General features: G+C 60.7%; 19 protein-coding genes. 12 read left to right on the forward strand and 7 right to left on the reverse strand.

Annotated features, from left to right (window positions below; genetic code table 11):
- Positions 1–54: 54 nt before the first annotated feature.
- Together GGD53_RS32275 and GGD53_RS17465 are read right to left on the reverse strand one after the other, a co-directional pair.
- Entirely contained in the window at positions 55–1,074 is a 1,020-nt protein-coding gene (locus GGD53_RS32275; RefSeq protein WP_041678677.1) for a GlxA family transcriptional regulator, read from the reverse strand.
- 282 nt (positions 1,075–1,356) lie between these two features.
- Positions 1,357–1,557 carry a hypothetical protein gene (locus GGD53_RS17465; protein ID WP_064803254.1) on the reverse strand — a complete coding sequence of 67 codons (201 nt, stop codon included), beginning with the start codon at positions 1,555–1,557 and terminating at the stop codon, positions 1,357–1,359.
- 415 nt (positions 1,558–1,972) lie between these two features.
- Between GGD53_RS17465 and paoA the strand changes: the two genes are divergently transcribed.
- The 7 genes from paoA to GGD53_RS17500 all read left to right on the forward strand — a co-directional run bounded on the left by paoA (position 1,973) and on the right by GGD53_RS17500 (position 8,018).
- Positions 1,973–2,611: an aldehyde dehydrogenase iron-sulfur subunit PaoA gene (gene paoA / locus GGD53_RS17470; RefSeq protein WP_184457814.1), complete on the forward strand. Its 639-nt coding sequence runs from the start codon at positions 1,973–1,975 to the stop codon at positions 2,609–2,611.
- Positions 2,608–3,558 carry an FAD binding domain-containing protein gene (locus tag GGD53_RS17475; RefSeq protein WP_184457815.1) on the forward strand — a complete coding sequence of 317 codons (951 nt, stop codon included), beginning with the start codon at positions 2,608–2,610 and terminating at the stop codon, positions 3,556–3,558. Before paoA ends, GGD53_RS17475 begins: the two co-directional genes overlap by 4 nt.
- 3 nt (positions 3,559–3,561) lie before the next feature.
- Entirely contained in the window at positions 3,562–5,760 is a 2,199-nt protein-coding gene (gene paoC / locus GGD53_RS17480; RefSeq protein ID WP_184457817.1) for an aldehyde oxidoreductase molybdenum-binding subunit PaoC, read from the forward strand.
- Between the two features lie 9 nt (positions 5,761–5,769).
- A complete protein-coding gene (locus tag GGD53_RS17485; protein ID WP_184457819.1) occupies positions 5,770–6,690 on the forward strand; it encodes an XdhC family protein in 921 nt (306 codons plus the stop codon).
- The gene (locus GGD53_RS17490; protein ID WP_184457821.1) at positions 6,690–7,334 is read left to right on the forward strand and encodes a nucleotidyltransferase family protein; all 645 of its coding nucleotides are present in this window, start codon (positions 6,690–6,692) and stop codon (positions 7,332–7,334) included. Before GGD53_RS17485 ends, GGD53_RS17490 begins: the two co-directional genes overlap by 1 nt.
- A gap of 183 nt (positions 7,335–7,517) precedes the next feature.
- The gene (locus tag GGD53_RS17495; protein ID WP_184457822.1) at positions 7,518–7,751 is read left to right on the forward strand and encodes a DUF2171 domain-containing protein; all 234 of its coding nucleotides are present in this window, start codon (positions 7,518–7,520) and stop codon (positions 7,749–7,751) included.
- Positions 7,752–7,832: 81 nt separating this feature from the next.
- Positions 7,833–8,018 (forward strand): DUF3008 family protein, encoded by a 186-nt coding sequence (locus GGD53_RS17500; RefSeq protein ID WP_020921551.1) that lies wholly within the window; start codon positions 7,833–7,835, stop codon positions 8,016–8,018.
- Between the two features lie 21 nt (positions 8,019–8,039).
- Here the strand turns inward: GGD53_RS17500 and GGD53_RS17505 are convergent, their stop codons facing one another.
- Complete coding sequence (locus GGD53_RS17505; RefSeq protein ID WP_184457824.1) at positions 8,040–8,759, reverse strand: MgtC/SapB family protein; 720 nt, start codon at positions 8,757–8,759, stop codon at positions 8,040–8,042.
- A 240-nt stretch (positions 8,760–8,999) separates the two neighbouring features.
- Between GGD53_RS17505 and greA the strand changes: the two genes are divergently transcribed.
- On the forward strand, positions 9,000–9,482 hold the full coding sequence (gene greA / locus GGD53_RS17510; protein WP_184457826.1) for a transcription elongation factor GreA: 483 nt from the start codon (positions 9,000–9,002) through the stop codon (positions 9,480–9,482).
- Positions 9,483–9,612: 130 nt separating this feature from the next.
- Positions 9,613–9,972, forward strand: coding sequence for a hypothetical protein (locus tag GGD53_RS17515; RefSeq protein ID WP_184457828.1), 360 nt, complete (start codon positions 9,613–9,615; stop codon positions 9,970–9,972).
- A gap of 65 nt (positions 9,973–10,037) precedes the next feature.
- Here the strand turns inward: GGD53_RS17515 and GGD53_RS17520 are convergent, their stop codons facing one another.
- Positions 10,038–10,931, reverse strand: coding sequence for a LysR family transcriptional regulator ArgP (locus GGD53_RS17520; RefSeq protein WP_184457830.1), 894 nt, complete (start codon positions 10,929–10,931; stop codon positions 10,038–10,040).
- 100 nt (positions 10,932–11,031) lie between these two features.
- Between GGD53_RS17520 and GGD53_RS17525 the strand changes: the two genes are divergently transcribed.
- Entirely contained in the window at positions 11,032–11,640 is a 609-nt protein-coding gene (locus tag GGD53_RS17525) for a LysE/ArgO family amino acid transporter (protein ID WP_184457832.1), read from the forward strand.
- 60 nt (positions 11,641–11,700) lie between these two features.
- On the opposite strand, the gene GGD53_RS31870 is transcribed toward GGD53_RS17525, so the two are convergent.
- Complete coding sequence (locus tag GGD53_RS31870) at positions 11,701–11,913, reverse strand: hypothetical protein (protein ID WP_246717818.1); 213 nt, start codon at positions 11,911–11,913, stop codon at positions 11,701–11,703.
- A 113-nt stretch (positions 11,914–12,026) separates the two neighbouring features.
- Here GGD53_RS31870 and GGD53_RS17530 point away from each other — a divergent pair, with 113 nt between their 5' ends.
- Complete coding sequence (locus GGD53_RS17530; RefSeq protein ID WP_184457834.1) at positions 12,027–12,926, forward strand: LysR family transcriptional regulator; 900 nt, start codon at positions 12,027–12,029, stop codon at positions 12,924–12,926.
- Positions 12,927–13,025: 99 nt separating this feature from the next.
- Entirely contained in the window at positions 13,026–13,181 is a 156-nt protein-coding gene (locus tag GGD53_RS17535; protein WP_011425752.1) for an entericidin A/B family lipoprotein, read from the forward strand.
- A gap of 44 nt (positions 13,182–13,225) precedes the next feature.
- Here the strand turns inward: GGD53_RS17535 and GGD53_RS17540 are convergent, their stop codons facing one another.
- Entirely contained in the window at positions 13,226–13,573 is a 348-nt protein-coding gene (locus GGD53_RS17540; RefSeq protein WP_184457836.1) for a hypothetical protein, read from the reverse strand.
- 32 nt (positions 13,574–13,605) lie between these two features.
- A complete protein-coding gene (locus tag GGD53_RS17545; protein ID WP_184457838.1) occupies positions 13,606–14,604 on the reverse strand; it encodes a glycine betaine ABC transporter substrate-binding protein in 999 nt (332 codons plus the stop codon).
- Between the last annotated feature and the right edge of the window lie 82 nt (positions 14,605–14,686).

A 14,686-nucleotide genomic window follows, 5' to 3' on the forward strand; every position in this document is an offset into this window, starting at 1 on the left:
GCGCGGAGGCAGATGCTCGGCGCAAGCTGAGCACCACGAACGAGTAGTCGAAGCTCAAGCCGCAACAGCCTGTCTTGCCGTCGCCATGGTCATCTTGCGCTCGGCGCGTTCCTGCTGTGGCGAGCGGTGGTAGAGTTCGCGATAACACTTGGAGAAATGCGAGGCCGAGACGAAGCCGCAGGCGACGGCGACCTCGACGACGGGCATCGAGGACTGCACCAGCAGGTGTCGCGCACGGTCAAGGCGAATTTCCAGATAGTAGCGGGCCGGCGAACGGCCCATCTCCTGGCGGAACAGCCGCTCGATCTGGCGGCGGGAGAGGCCGGCGCCATCGGCGATCTCGATCAGCGACAGCGGCTCGGCGAGATTGCCTTCCATCAGCTCGATAATCGACAGGACCTTGGCGTTCTGCACGCCGAGACGGGCGCGCAGCGGCAGGCGCTGGCGGTCGTGCGGGTTGCGCACGCGGTCGGTCAGGTGCTGTTCGCAGATGCGGTTGACGAGGCTTTCGCCGAAATCCTCGCCGATCAGGTTCAGCATCATGTCGAGCGAGGCGGTGCCGCCGGCGCAGGTATAGAGATTGCCGTCGACCTCGTAGAGGTCGGCATAGACCTCCGCCTGCGGAAAGGCTTCGGAAAAGCCGGGCAGGTTCTCCCAGTGGATGGCGCAGCGCTTGCCGTTCAGAAGACCGGCCTGCGCAAGCACATGCGCGCCCGTACAGAGGCTCCCGACAGCGACGCCGCGATTGTAGCATTCACGCAGCCAGGCATTAACGGATTTGTTGTTGAATTCCTCGATATCGATGCCGGAACAGACGAGCACCATGCCGGGACGGTTTTCGCCGCCCAGATGCCGGCGTTCCTCGGCAAGCGAGGAATTTGCCTCGATGCCGATGCCGCAGGAGGAATAGACCTTCTCTCCGTCGACCGACGCGAGCCGCCAGGTATAGGCCTGATAGCCGAGCATGCGGTTGGCGATGCGCAAGGTGTCCACCGCTGCCGAAAAGGGCAGCATGGTGAATTGCGGTACCATAAAGAAGACCAGTGAGCGCTTCTTGATCTGCATCCTGTTCATAGCGAAATCCATGCTCGAGGGGCGATGACATATTCGTTGCGCGGAATGCGTCGCGCCGATGTCCTAAAAGCGACAGTGGCATGGAAAAATGCGGCCGGGAAGAGCAAATATGCGACATTGACCGGAATTTGACCGGTCATATCGCCGGTCGGAGCAGAAAACAGGCTTATAGGCGACTGAAATTCAGGGCTGAAGACGGCTGGGAACGGCACGGCGGGCAGGAAAAAGGCGGCGTTGCGCGAGGCAGACGCCGCCCTCATCTCAGGAGGAATGTCGCATTCATTACATGGTCCGGTGTTTGCTGTCGTCGGTGCTCGGCCAGCCGATATCCTTGCGGACGTCAAACGGCATGGCTTCGATTTCACGGGCGGTCCGCCAGCGTGTCCAGGCAAGCACGAGCTTGTGGGCGTAATGGCCCAGATCAAAGCGGCCTTCGCCGGAGGTGAGGGTCTTGCCACCACCCCGATAGGTGAGCGTGGTCATTATCCAGTTCCTTTCCTGGGTCAGGGGCATGGTCGTCGATGGGAGGCTCGTCCATGTCCACGCTGTTAATATGGGCTTCGTCGACCTATCATTCAAACGAATAGAGCTTATGGATAGCATCAACGATATTGAATGATCTCGGCGCCTTCCGATAATGGCCTCACGGCTCCCACCTGTCGGGAATGAGGACAGCTGGCGACCTTGCGAAACGACGTGCGCTTACACTCCAGGTTCATAAATCGAACGTCTCGCTGCGCGTCGGCGGCGAGGCCGACTTCACGGATTTATGAACCTGACAGATAGGTCTTAGCGACGAACGGCACCTAATCTTCTTGAGCAGATGCACTACGTCCTAGCGCGGCGCTGAGCTTTCGGGCCTTGCCCCTCACTCCCGATAAATCCCAACGGAGCGGACATGCCGAACCACAGTCAACTGGAACTTTCCCGCCGAGATTTGCTTATCTCGTCGGCCGCCACGGTCGTCGTCACGGGGACTGCGAGAGGTAGCGCGGCTGCCCAACCGTCCGGAGACACGATGAAGCATTCAACGTCGGTCTCGCTTGCGGTCAATGGCGAGCGGCACGAAATCGAAGTCGACAACCGCACCACCTTGCTCGACGCCCTCCGCGAGCATCTGCACCTGACAGGAACCAAGAAGGGGTGCGACCACGGCCAGTGCGGTGCATGCACGGTCCTGGTCGAAGGTCGCCGTATCAACTCCTGTCTGACGCTTGCCGTCATGCATGATGGAGACGAGATCACCACCATCGAGGGACTGGGGAAGCCAGGCGATCTTCATCCCATGCAGGCCGCCTTCGTGAAGCATGACGGATTTCAGTGCGGCTATTGTACGCCCGGCCAAATCTGTTCGTCGGTCGCCGTCCTCGAGGAGATCAAGGCCAACATTCCAAGCCATGTCACCGGGGATCTGACTGCGCAGGCACAGCTGACCGCCGCCGAGATCCGCGAGCGCATGAGCGGCAACATCTGTCGCTGCGGCGCTTACTCGAACATCCTGGACGCCATCTCTGAAGTCGCGGGGATCAAAGCATGAGAGCCTTCACCTTCGAGCGACCCTCTACAATCAAAGCGGCGGCCAAAGCGGCTGCCGCCAATCCGGAAGCGAAGTTCATCGCGGGCGGGACGAACCTTCTCGACCTGATGAAGCTCGAGATCGAAACGCCGACCCATCTGATCGATGTCAACGGCCTCGGCATGGACAAGATCGAGCCGACGACGGAAGGCGGCGTTCGTATCGGAGCGCTCGTGCGCAATACCGACCTTGCCGCCAACGAAACCATCCGGCGGGACTACGGTCTGCTTTCTCGTGCACTTGTCGCAGGTGCCTCGGGGCAGCTCCGCAACAAGGCGACAACTGCCGGGAACCTTCTGCAACGCACGCGCTGTCCGTATTTTTACGACACCAATCAGCCCTGCAACAAACGGCAGCCGGGCAGCGGCTGCTCCGCCATCGGCGGGTTCAGCCGACAGCATGCCGTGGTTGGGGCGAGCGAATCCTGCATCGCCACCCATCCGAGCGACATGGCGATCGCGATGCGTGTTCTCGACGCCGTGGTCGAAACGGTCAAGGCCGGCGGCGAGGCACGGTCGATTCCGATCGCCGAATTCTATCGCCTGCCCGGAGACACGCCGCATATCGAGAATGTCCTCGAGAGAGGCGAAATCATCACGAGTGTCGTGCTTCCACCGCCGCTCGGCGGAAAGCACATCTACCGAAAGGTCCGCGACCGGGCTTCCTACGCCTTCGCGCTTGTCTCCGTCGGGGCGATCATTCAGCCAGACGGGAAGGGAAGGGTCGCCCTGGGAGGCGTCGCCCACGAGCCGTGGCGGGTGGAGGACGCGGAGGCCGATCTTCCGAATGGAGCGAAGGTTGTCGCGAGCGGACTGATGGCAGGGTCTCGGCCCACCGAGCAGAACCGTTTCAAGGTCGAACTTGTCGAGCGCACTCTCGGCGCGGTCATCGCAGAAGCAAGGGGGTGAGCCATGGAGTTCAACACGCCAGCGACCACAAATCCGATCGACCAACTCAAGGTGGTCGGACAGCCGATCCACCGAATCGACGGTCAGCTCAAGACGACGGGAAGGGCGATATATGCCTACGAGTGGCACGACGCCAATGTTCCCTATGTCTACGGATATCCGGTCGGCGCATCGATCGCTAAGGGAAAGATCAAATCCATTGAAGTCACTGCCGCCAAAAGGGCGCCCGGCGTACTCTCGGTGGTGACGACGCTTGACGTAGGCGACCTCGGCAAGGGAAGGTTCAATACCGCGAAGCTGTTCGGCGGCGACGAGATCCAGCACTATCATCAGGCGATCGCCGTGGTGGTGGCCCATTCTTTCGAAGAGGCGCGTGCGGCCGCGGCCCTCGTCAAGGTCGATTACGAAAAGCAGCCTGGCGCCTTCGACCTCGCCGCCGCCATGGGTTCGGCGGTCAAGCCTCACGAGTCGCAGGAGCCCGATACTGCTGTCGGCGACTTCGACGGCGCATTCAAATCCGCGCCCGTCACTCTCGATGAGACCTACACGACGCCGGACCAGTCCCATTCGATGATGGAGCCGCACGCCTCGATCGCGCTCTGGGAAGGAGACGAGCTCACCGTGTGGACGTCGAGCCAGATGATCGACTGGTGGCGTAGCGACCTCGCAACGACGCTCGGCATCGACAAGCAGAAGATCCACCTGATGTCGCCGTTTGTCGGCGGCGGATTTGGCGGCAAGCTTTTCCTGCGGGCCGACGCTGTTCTCGCCGCCTTCGGCGCCAAGGCCGTCGGACGTCCGGTCAAGGTGGCCCTGCCGCGGCCGTTCATGGCGAACAACACAACTCACAGACCTGCGACGAGACAGCGAATCCGCATCGGCGCTGACCGCGATGGGAAGATCACGGCGATCGCGCATGAAAGCTGGTCGGGAGATCTTCCGGGCGGCGGGCCGGAAACGGCGGTGAACCAGACGCGGCTGCTTTATGCAGGAGCCAACCGGATGACCGCGATGCGGCTTGCGACGCTGGATCTTCCTGAAGGCAATGCGATGCGTGCGCCCGGCGAAGCGCCCGGGCTTATGGCGCTTGAGATAGCGATCGATGAGATGGCCGAGAAGCTCGGCATGGATCCGATCCAGTTCCGGATTATCAACGACACCCAGGTCGATCCGGAGAAGCCGGAGCGTCCGTTCTCGCAGCGCAATCTGAATGGCTGCCTGACACTCGGAGCAGAACGATTCGGGTGGAGCCAACGACCAAAGATCGGGTCGCGCAGGGAAGGAAACTGGCTGGTCGGCATGGGTGTCGCCGCCGCCTTCCGCAACAACCTCGTATTGCCGTCCGGCGCACGCGTGAAGCTCGACCGCGAGGGCGTCGTCACCGTCGAGACCGACATGACCGACATCGGGACCGGCAGCTATACGATCATCGCGCAGACCGCTGCGGAGATGATGGGGGTCGGCGTGGACAAGGTCGCCGTGCAGCTTGGTGACTCCCGCTTCCCTGTGTCGGCGGGCTCCGGCGGGCAGTTCGGCGCAAACTCATCGACGTCGGGTGTCTACGCCGCGTGCGTCAAGCTTCGCGAGGCAGTCGCCGGCAAGCTCGGTTTCAACTCCGACGACGTCGTGTTCGAGAACGGCCAGGTCCGCTCCGGCAGCCACACCGTGCCTCTGGCCGAGGCGGCCGGCGATGAAGGACTTGTCGGCGAAGATACGATGAACTGGGGCGATCTGACGAAGACACATCAGCAGTCGACCTTCGGCGCACACTTCGTCGAAGTCGGCGTTGACGTTGCGACAGGTGAGACAAGGATCCGCCGAATGCTCGCTGTCTGTGCCGCCGGCCGAATCCTCAATCCGATTACTGCCCGCAGCCAGGTCATCGGTGCGATGACGATGGGAGCCGGTGGGGCACTCTCGGAAGAGCTTGCCGTCGATACTCGCCATGGGTTCTTCGTCAATCATGACCTTGCAGGATACGAAGTTCCGGTCCATGCGGATATCCCGCACCAGGAGGTGATCTTCATGGACGAGGCGGATCCGATGTCGTCGCCGATGAAGGCCAAGGGCGTCGGCGAACTCGGTCTCTGCGGCGTGTCCGCTGCGGTCGCCAACGCGATCCACAATGCCACGGGCATCAGGGTTCGGCACTACCCGATCACGCTTGACAAGCTGATCGGCGGACTGCCCGACGTTGCCTAGGGCGATCGCATGATACAGACCGCGCTTTTTCTCCCTACACCGGTCCGGGCAGCCTCGACCGACGATCCTGGGGAGATTTTGTCCTTCCTCGCCGCTGTCGCAAACGACGGCGGCGAGGTTGCCCTCGCGACGCTCGTCGAAATCCGGGGAGGGGCGGCGCGGGCGCTCGGATCACAGGTCGCAGTATCCTCGGACGGGAGGTATTGCGGATACGTCTCCGGCGGATGCGTCGAGGCAGCAGTCGCATCCGAGGCAATCAAGGCGATTGCCGAGGGGCGCGACCGCGTGATCAAGTATGGCGACGGTTCGCCATACTTTGACATTGTCCTGCCCTGCGGCGGAGGCGTGACGATCGCCATCCATGTCATGCGTGGCCTCGGGCAAATCCACGGTGTGCTTGATACCCTCGAATTGCGACGGGCGGCCGCACTCCGATATTCACCGAGCCGCCAGCGCGTCGAAGGAGCCGAAACTCCAGCCCGCTCGGGCTGGTACGGCGAGGACTTCGTTACCGTTTATCGTCCTCGGACGCGGATCGTGGTTTCCGGAGAAACCATCGAGGCGGAGGCGGTAGCCGCTGTGGCGAGAGCGTCCGGATACGACGTCATTATGCGAAACGGATCCGGGCGTGACCTCGCTGACGCGATCGATGAATTTACGGCAGTGATCATGCTGCATCATGACCTTGATGCCGAGGAGCAGATCCTCGGCACCGCCATGCGTTCGGCCGCATTCTATATCGGCGCACTCGGCAGCACTCGCACGCACAAACGGCGGCAAGATCGGCTTCGCGACCTCGGCTGGTCAGCGTCCGAGATCGAGCGGATAAAAGCGCCCATCGGCTTTTTCGGGCCGACGAGGGATGCAAGTTCGCTTGCCTTGTCGGTGCTTGCCGATGTCGCTGCCAGCCGCTTGTCGGCATACGGCTGATGGCTGCCGGGATCATTCCAGCTCTCCAGGTTGCCGTCGTTATCCTGGCGGCAGGGAGATCAAGTCGAATGGGCAAAGGAGAGGATCACAAACTGCTTGCGACTTTCGACGGCGTCCCTCTGGTTCGAAAGTCCGTCCTCAACGCGTTGGCCTGCCAGTGTTCCCGCGTTTACGTCGTAACCGGCTACAGGCACGACGACGTGCTTGAGGCGATCGGTGATCTGCCGGTCGAGGTGGTGCGCAACGAGGACTATGCATCGGGCATGGCGGCATCCTTGCGGCTCGGAGCGGCGCGTGCGCAAAAGGATAGGCCCGACGGCATCGTGATAACGCTTGCCGACATGCCTGCGATAACCGATCGGCATCTCGACATGCTCATCGATGCTTTTCGCAGGAACGGCGGCGCTCATGTGGTGCGCGCCGTTGCGAATGGATCGCCGGGCAACCCGGTGATCCTTCCCCGTCTTTTGCTGGATGCCATTCAGGGTCTCGAAGGTGATGTCGGCGCGCGCCGCTTGATTGACGGTCATGACGTACCCCGCGTCGAGGTGGAAATCGGCGAGGCGGCTCTCATGGACGTCGATACCGTCGAGGAGTTGCATGCCGCGGGAGGGGTTCTCCCCATTCGAGGGTACCCTCGATGACACCGTCGTTCCTGAGGTAAGGTCAGCTGAAAAGTGAATCTTCAATCGCATAGCCGTGTCAATTTCGTTGCCTCGGATCTTGTGCCGACAGTCACAATACGGTTCACGGCAAGATGGCTTGGAACCAACTCCGCTCCCCATCGTTGGCGCTTGGTAACTGCCAATGATGCAAAGGAGGAAACGATGATTTCCGCAGATCAGATCCGTGAACATATGGAAGTGCGGGCTGCCGACGGCGCTCACGTTGGAACGGTGGATCAGCTTGACGGTCCGACCCGCATCAAGCTGACGAAAACCGACTCGGAGGACGGCAAACATCATCTGATTCCGCTCGATTGGGTCGATCACGTCGACGCCCATGTTCACCTGTCGAAGAATGCCCGGGATGTCCGCAGCCAGTGGGCCACCATCAATTGAGGAGTGAGAGGCTGCGGTTTAGGCTGCGGCCTCCTCCTGCAAGAGGCCCCCATTCCTCGTCCGAACGAGAGGAGATCGAATATGCCAGCCAAATCCAAGGCCCAGCAGAAGGCGGCAGGTGCCGCACTTTCAGCCAAACGCGGAGAGACGCCCAAGAAGGAACTCAGGGGCGCTTCGAAACAGATGGAAGAATCCATGAGCGAAAAACAGCTGGAGGAATTCGCGTCGACCAAGACCAAGGGCAAACCCGAGCATGTCTCCAAATGATCGAGCAAGAGCCCACGAGACCTATGTCGAGCTCGAAAGCATGGAAAATCCTGCGACATGATAGGCCTCTGAAAGGGCATCGAAAATCGCGCGGGCGGAGCCGTCACGGTCCTTGGCCATCCAGCGCAGTTCGAACGTAACACCAGGGCGGCCCTCGCTGGTCTGCCCAAAAGAAACGAACTGGGCAGTGCAACCCAGCGGTCCAAGCACCTCCGACAATTCCGGCAGCTCGGCTTCGGAACTGTGAATGACGAGTGTTGCCTTCTGTTCGCAACGCAGCCACATATCCAGCTGCTTCATCGGCGACAAGACGATGAAGGCGACGGCGGTCGCCACCGTCCCGGTCAGGACCTGGCCGCCGCCGAAGCAGAGACCGACGACGGTCATGAACCACATGGTCGCGGCCGTGGTGACGCCGGTCATCGTGTCTCCACGCCTCAGGATCGCACCGCCGCCGATAAAGCCGACGCCCGTCAGTACGCCCAGAGGAAAGCGCAGCACGTCCATCTGCGTGAAATAACTAAAGGTCTTTCCGTAGGTCGATAGAAGGAGATTTGCCTGGATCATCGCCAGGCAGGCGGCAAGAGCCACCAGGATCGTGGTCCTGAAGCCCGCGGGGTGACCACCGCGCTCGCGATCGAGGCCGATGAGGCCGCCCGCGACCACCGTCAGTATGATCCGCAAGGCGATCTCCCACCAGCTTGGCGTCAGCGGCATAGCATCCGTCAGGAATGAAGGCATGGTCTGATCCTGATTGTGTTGCCGCTCTTTCGCTGCCGGCCGGGCATTCGTTCCTCCTGCGCTACAGTGCATCCGGATGAGATAAACGCAATGTCGGCTAGGACGTTCCCGGAACGCCAGGGCCGTTGACGTTTGCAACAGGGCAAGATTGGCAATTTGTCGGCCATCGGTGTATGGTTCCGGACCGGGACAATCCCCACTGACCATAAGAGCGCGTAGCGTCTAAAACGGAGTCATTGATTGGCCGTTGCCTTCACCAAGGAAGAGAGTTTCGAAACCGCTTCGGAAACCCTGTTGCCGGACCGGCCAATTTCGCCGCATCCCAACCTCGTCACGGAAGCGGGATTGAGGGCTCTCGAACTGCAGTTTCAGCAGGCGCGCGCGGCCTATGATGCGACGAGCACCATCGAAGACATAAACGAACGGCGGCGCCAGGGTGCCAATCCTTTACGTGATCTCCGATACTTATCGGCCAGACTTCGCACGGCCCAGCTCATGCCTGACCCACCGTCAGCCGACGTGGTTGCCTTTGGTAATACGGTCACTTTCAGCCGCGACGACGGGCGCGTGCAGACTTATCGGCTCGTCGGAGAAGACGAAGCAGATCCCAAGGCGGGATCGATTTCCTACGTCTCTCCGGTGGCGCGGCTGCTGATGGGCAAGGCTGTCGGCGATGTGGTGGAGACAGGCGGCCAGGAGCTGGAGGTTATCGCCATTTCCTAGAGAAGATCGTCAAAATTTGCCGAGTTCGGAACGCTAAGACTATTTTCACAAAAACGGTACCGCCTGGTACTTTATTTATCGGACGTTTACTCGCCGTGGACTAGAAGGTGACGTTCCGTCATCGAAGGTCATGTTCATGGTCAGTCCAATTTCCAGTTCTGCATCCACCATCCTGAGTTCAGCCGCTTCGACCTCGTCTTCCGGTTCATCTGAACAACTTGCCTCTGTTGAGGCGCAACTTGCCGAACAGCAGGCAGCCCTGTCGCAGACGCAAGACGAGCAGGAAAAGGCGACGATCGAAAAATCGATCGAGACGCTGGAAGCCAAGATTGCCAAGCTCGAATCCAGCGAGAGCAGCGAAACTCAGTCGTCTGCCGCATCGAAGCCCGTCGGCGAAGCTCCGAAAGAACTTTCGGGCGAAAGCCGGCGGATCGGCACCAAGAATTTCGACGAAACCAGCGAGTTCGGCAGCCGCACGGCCTATGTGTGATCGCTCCAACCGACTAAATCCCTCTGCCGGGGCGAAGCCTGGAGGCGAGGCATGCCTGACGGCAATTAGAGACGGCGCTTCGCCACGGCGACGACTTCGCGCGTCAACTCCGCCAGGCGGTCGGCGGCGAGGCGGTTTATCTGCCAGTAGAGTGGGACGTCCAGCGGCGTGTCGGCAACAAGTTCGACGAGCCGCCCCGATGCGAGATGATCGCGGGTGAGCTGGGTCGGGTTCATTCCCCATCCCATGCCGGAAAGGGTGGCTTCGACAAAGCTTTGCGGCGAGGGCAGCCAATGTGTGGGGTAGTCCAGATCTTGGCCGAAGGTTTGCCTTACCCAACTGCTCTGAAGCCTGTCCTTTTGATTGAAGGTCAGGGCCGGAGCGTTGCGGATCGCCTCCGATGTCACGCCGTCCGGGAAGTGGCGGGCGACAAAATCGGGTGTCGCGGTGGCGTTGTAACGGAGGGTTCCAAGGGCGAAGCGCCGGCATCCCCGGATCGGCTTCTCCAGACTGGTGACGGCTGCGATCACCCGTCCGCGCTGCAGCCATTCGGCGGTGTGATCCTGGTCGTCGACGGCGACATTCAACAGATAGGACGAGGTTTTGGAGAAATTCGACATGGCCTCCACGAACCATGTGCCGAGGCTGTCGGCGTTGGTTGCGATCTGCAGCGTGACCCTTTGGCGTGGCTCGTCGGGATCGACGAGAGCCGGCAGCTGCCCGAAAAGCTCGGCCTCCAGCATGCCGACATTCTCGACGTGACGACAGAGCCATTCCCCTTTTTCGGTCGCCAAACAGGGCGTGCCTCTGGCGATCAGGATGACGCCGAGGCGTTCTTCGAGCTGCTTCACCCGCTGCGAGACAGCCGACGGTGTCACGTTCAACACGGTCGCCGCCCTTTCGAAGCTGCCGGTCTGGACCACGGTTGCGACGGCGCGCAGAGCGGGATAATCGAGCATGGATTAGTTTCACTTAATTAGGATAAGACAGATTAATTAGACTAAGCCAACTTCAGGCGATACCGCAACTGCATCGAAGCTGAGAGCGGTTGCCGAAACGATGAATTTTTCGATTTATGTCACGGGTCTGATGATGGGCCTCAGCCTGATCGTCGCGATCGGCGCGCAGAATGCCTTCATCCTTCGCCAGGGCCTGCGCAATGAACATGTCCTCGCCGTCTGCCTCACCTGCGCGCTGTCCGACGCCGTACTGATTTTGCTCGGCGTGACCAGCCTCCGGCAGATTGCCGGATTGCTGCCCTGGCTCGATCCGGTCATGCGCTACGGGGGAGCCGTGTTTCTGGCCTGGTACGGAGCCAAGAGCCTTTATTCCGCCTTACGGTCGTCCGCTGTGCTCACAGCTACGGAAGCTGAAACGATAAGCTTTTCCCGGACGCTTGCGACCTGCCTCGCGCTGACCTGGCTTAATCCGCATGTCTATCTCGACACGGTTGTGCTGCTCGGCACGATATCGACGCGCTATCCGGGGCAGCAGGCTTCCTTTGCCGCTGGCGCCGTGACCGGCTCCTTCCTCTTTTTCTTTGCGCTCGGATATGGCGCGAAGCGGCTGCGGCCGATCTTTTCCAGGCCGGCCTCCTGGCGGATGCTCGAGACGCTCGTCGCTGCGACGATGTGGATTGTCGCCTTCAAGCTGATAGGCGGGACGTGAGCCGATCGCCGTGTGAGGCCATCGGCCCGGCGCATGTCAGATCCGAGCCAAAGATCCGCATTATGCGCGCGTTTCCACGAGTCTCAGACCCCGCTTTGGTCGGGCGGTGACGTTAAGGAGCGGCAACTCCATTTCACGCTGGCAGTCAGCCAGCAGATGCGACGGAAATCGCTTCAATTCCCGGAGCGCATGTTCGTGGTTCGCATCCCTGCGCCGTCGTGACTTGAATGCGAAAACGGCCTGTAGGATATTCCAGCTGCTTGATTGCGCCATGTCCAGTCTCCTTTGCTGCATCAGTTCCGATACGCAGACTATGGGGAGCGATTGACATTCAATCAAACAAAATGATATGCGGTTAAAGATCAGAAAAATTGAAAGATGTGACGATGAGCCTTCCCTTTCGCCGTCCCATTCCTTTGCTTGACAACGATGTGCTGCGCACCTTCGTCGCCATTGCCGAGACGGGCAATTTTTCCACCGCCGCCGAAGCGGTGTTCCGCACGCCTTCGGCGGTTTCCATGCAGATCAAGAAGCTCGAGGAGCAGCTCGGGGCGACGCTTTTTTTGCGCGATGCCCGTTCGGTGACGCTGACGCGCCATGGCGAAATGCTGCTCTCCTATGCCCGCAACATCCTGGCGCTGTCGAACGAGGCGGTGTCGCGTTTCATCATGCCGGAGCTCACCGGTGTCGTCAGGCTCGGCGCGCCGGAAGATATCGGCGAGCGGCTGCTGCCGAGAATCCTCAAGAGTTTTGCCGAAAGTTATCCCGGCATCATGGTGGACGTGACGATCGACATGAGTGTCGGGCTGAAGAAGCGCATGGAGGAGCAGAGGCTCGACCTGGCGCTGATCAACTGCGCGACTCGGCCGTTTCCGACCGGTGGCGAAGTGGTGTTCCGCGAGCGGCTGGTCTGGGCCGGCGCAAGGTGCGGTTCGGCGCATCGGCGCGATCCCCTGCCGATTTCGATCTGGGAAGATGGCTGCATCTGGCGGCAGGAGGCACTTGCCCAGCTCGAACGCAACAAACGGCCTTATCGCGTCGCCTATCTCAGCGGCCATACGATGGCGCAACGCGCCGCCGTGCTCTCCGATCTCGCCATCGCGCCGCTGCCGCTCTCCTATGTCAGCGAGGACATGTCGATTCTCGGCCTGCAGGAAGGGCTGCCGGAGCTCGGTTCCTTCGACATCCGCCTGCTGACCGCCTCGCAGATGTCGGGACCGATCGAGACGGTGGCCGACAGCATCCGCAGTGCTTTTGCCGAAAGAGCGAAGGCCGTCGCCGCCTGAGGACCTCTCTCGGTCGCTGAACCTTTTGTTCCCTTGTGCGTTATCGGCGCGGATGGCATGAGTGCCGTTCGGGGTTGATTTCAAACAAGGATATTCGAAATGACGACAACGGCCAAAATTGCCGCAGCCTTCATGGTTCTTCTTGCTCTTTCCTCCTGCGGCAACACGATCCGCGGCATGGGAAAAGATACGGCGAACGCCGTCAACGCCACTCAGGATGCCGGCCGCTCTGTCGACCGCGCTGCGAGGAAGTAATCGGCCGGCAGCTTTGCCGGACTGAAAGGCCATCCGAGGCCGGATCAAGGCACCGGAGGATATGCCTTTTCGAGGCCGCCGGATCGGCTAAGACCGGTCCGGAAGGCTTGGTAGGCGGGGTGCTGGCTTGAACGAGCGGTTTCCATCAGCCGTATCTGCAGGCGATCCGGCGCCTCGGCCCCAAGCCACAATCCAAGATTTTCAAGCTTCAGCGAGTTCAGGAAATGCGACTTCGCGGCAAGGTCGAGATGGCGCCGCAGGCCGTCGAGCAGGTTGTCGTCCTGAGCGGCATTTTCCATGAGCAGGGCCAGATATGATTTATCGGCTTCCGACAGCGCGGCGAGCTTTTCCGCAACGGTATCGCGGTCGGGAAAGGGAACGTTGCCTGTCATTCGAATCGTCCGGTCCTTGGCGCCATCTGCCGTTATAAGCTCGCTTTGACTTTTTCGGCTACATCGACCGGCACCCATTTCATCCAAAGCTTCTCGTAATTGCGCAGGAAATAGATCGCGGCATCCTCGTTGCTTTCGCGATTTTCATCCTGCCAGGCGAGCACCTGGTTGATCGTCTCATTGTCCCATTTGCGGGTCTTGAGATAGGTCGTGACGGGTCCGGCGCGGCTGGCGAAAGACCTGGTCATCAGCGTGAAGGCGCGCGAGACCGGATAGGAATTGAGCTCAGGCCTGATACAGCCGGCAACCGCAGTGCAGCGGTCCCATTCGGCCTTGTTGTGACTGACGCCGAAGCTCAGCAGCGTCATGTCGTATTTGCCGAGGATGGCGGTCGGCGCCCAGTAATAACCGAGCCAGCCGATCTTCTTATCGAAAGCTCGGGCGATCGAGGCGTCGAGCCGCTGGGGACTGCCGGTCTCGACAAGTTCGAAGCCTTTTTTGTCGGCGGCGAGGGCCTTGAAGAGGTTGGTGGTCGATATCTGGCAGCTCCAGTCGGCGGGACAGTTGTAAACTGCCCCTTTCGACGGATCATCCTCGGCAGGGAAAAGCTCGGGATGCTTCAGCGCGTCCTCGACCGAGCGAATATCGGGATTGGCGTCGGCAATGAATTTCGGGATAAACCAACCCTCGACCGCGCCATCGGCGAGTATCTCGGCGCCCTGCACCAGCCGCCCGGTGTTGACGGCCTGATCGAGCAGGGCCCTGACGGAATTGATCCAGTATTCCGAAGCGATATCGGGGGTGCCTTTCTCGTTCATCGAGGCGAAGGTCGGAAGGGTGTCGCCGTCGACGATGGTGACGGAGCAGCCGTAGCCCTTTTCCAGGATGATCTTGTCGAAGTTTGCGGCAATGCCGGCCGAGGCCCATTTCATCTCGGCGATCGAAACTTTGCCGCACTCGGCGGCTTCGGCCGGCGCGGTCGCGCTAAAAAGAGCCGCGGCAAAGACGGCCGAAATCAAAAGCGTCTTCATCGTCTTCCCCGAATTGTTCTTAGGCAACGCGCTGCCGACATTCACCTGGCGGCGATGCCGCAACAGGCGTTTCCCGTTCACG

The organism is Rhizobium aethiopicum (assembly GCF_014197535.1).
GTDB lineage: Bacteria > Pseudomonadota > Alphaproteobacteria > Rhizobiales > Rhizobiaceae > Rhizobium > Rhizobium aethiopicum_A.

Coding starts and splice junctions, on each gene's coding strand:
- GGD53_RS32275 (WP_041678677.1), bottom strand. CDS start 1,074: ATGAACAGGATGCAGATCAAGAAGCGCTCACTGGTCTTCTTTATGGTA.
- GGD53_RS17465 (WP_064803254.1), bottom strand. CDS start 1,557: ATGACCACGCTCACCTATCGGGGTGGTGGCAAGACCCTCACCTCCGGC.
- paoA (WP_184457814.1), top strand. CDS start 1,973: ATGCCGAACCACAGTCAACTGGAACTTTCCCGCCGAGATTTGCTTATC.
- GGD53_RS17475 (WP_184457815.1), top strand. CDS start 2,608: ATGAGAGCCTTCACCTTCGAGCGACCCTCTACAATCAAAGCGGCGGCC.
- paoC (WP_184457817.1), top strand. CDS start 3,562: ATGGAGTTCAACACGCCAGCGACCACAAATCCGATCGACCAACTCAAG.
- GGD53_RS17485 (WP_184457819.1), top strand. CDS start 5,770: ATGATACAGACCGCGCTTTTTCTCCCTACACCGGTCCGGGCAGCCTCG.
- GGD53_RS17490 (WP_184457821.1), top strand. CDS start 6,690: ATGGCTGCCGGGATCATTCCAGCTCTCCAGGTTGCCGTCGTTATCCTG.
- GGD53_RS17495 (WP_184457822.1), top strand. CDS start 7,518: ATGATTTCCGCAGATCAGATCCGTGAACATATGGAAGTGCGGGCTGCC.
- GGD53_RS17500 (WP_020921551.1), top strand. CDS start 7,833: ATGCCAGCCAAATCCAAGGCCCAGCAGAAGGCGGCAGGTGCCGCACTT.
- GGD53_RS17505 (WP_184457824.1), bottom strand. CDS start 8,759: ATGCCTTCATTCCTGACGGATGCTATGCCGCTGACGCCAAGCTGGTGG.
- GGD53_RS17515 (WP_184457828.1), top strand. CDS start 9,613: ATGTTCATGGTCAGTCCAATTTCCAGTTCTGCATCCACCATCCTGAGT.
- GGD53_RS17520 (WP_184457830.1), bottom strand. CDS start 10,931: ATGCTCGATTATCCCGCTCTGCGCGCCGTCGCAACCGTGGTCCAGACC.
- GGD53_RS17525 (WP_184457832.1), top strand. CDS start 11,032: ATGAATTTTTCGATTTATGTCACGGGTCTGATGATGGGCCTCAGCCTG.
- GGD53_RS31870 (WP_246717818.1), bottom strand. CDS start 11,913: ATGGCGCAATCAAGCAGCTGGAATATCCTACAGGCCGTTTTCGCATTC.
- GGD53_RS17530 (WP_184457834.1), top strand. CDS start 12,027: ATGAGCCTTCCCTTTCGCCGTCCCATTCCTTTGCTTGACAACGATGTG.
- GGD53_RS17535 (WP_011425752.1), top strand. CDS start 13,026: ATGACGACAACGGCCAAAATTGCCGCAGCCTTCATGGTTCTTCTTGCT.
- GGD53_RS17540 (WP_184457836.1), bottom strand. CDS start 13,573: ATGACAGGCAACGTTCCCTTTCCCGACCGCGATACCGTTGCGGAAAAG.
- GGD53_RS17545 (WP_184457838.1), bottom strand. CDS start 14,604: ATGAAGACGCTTTTGATTTCGGCCGTCTTTGCCGCGGCTCTTTTTAGC.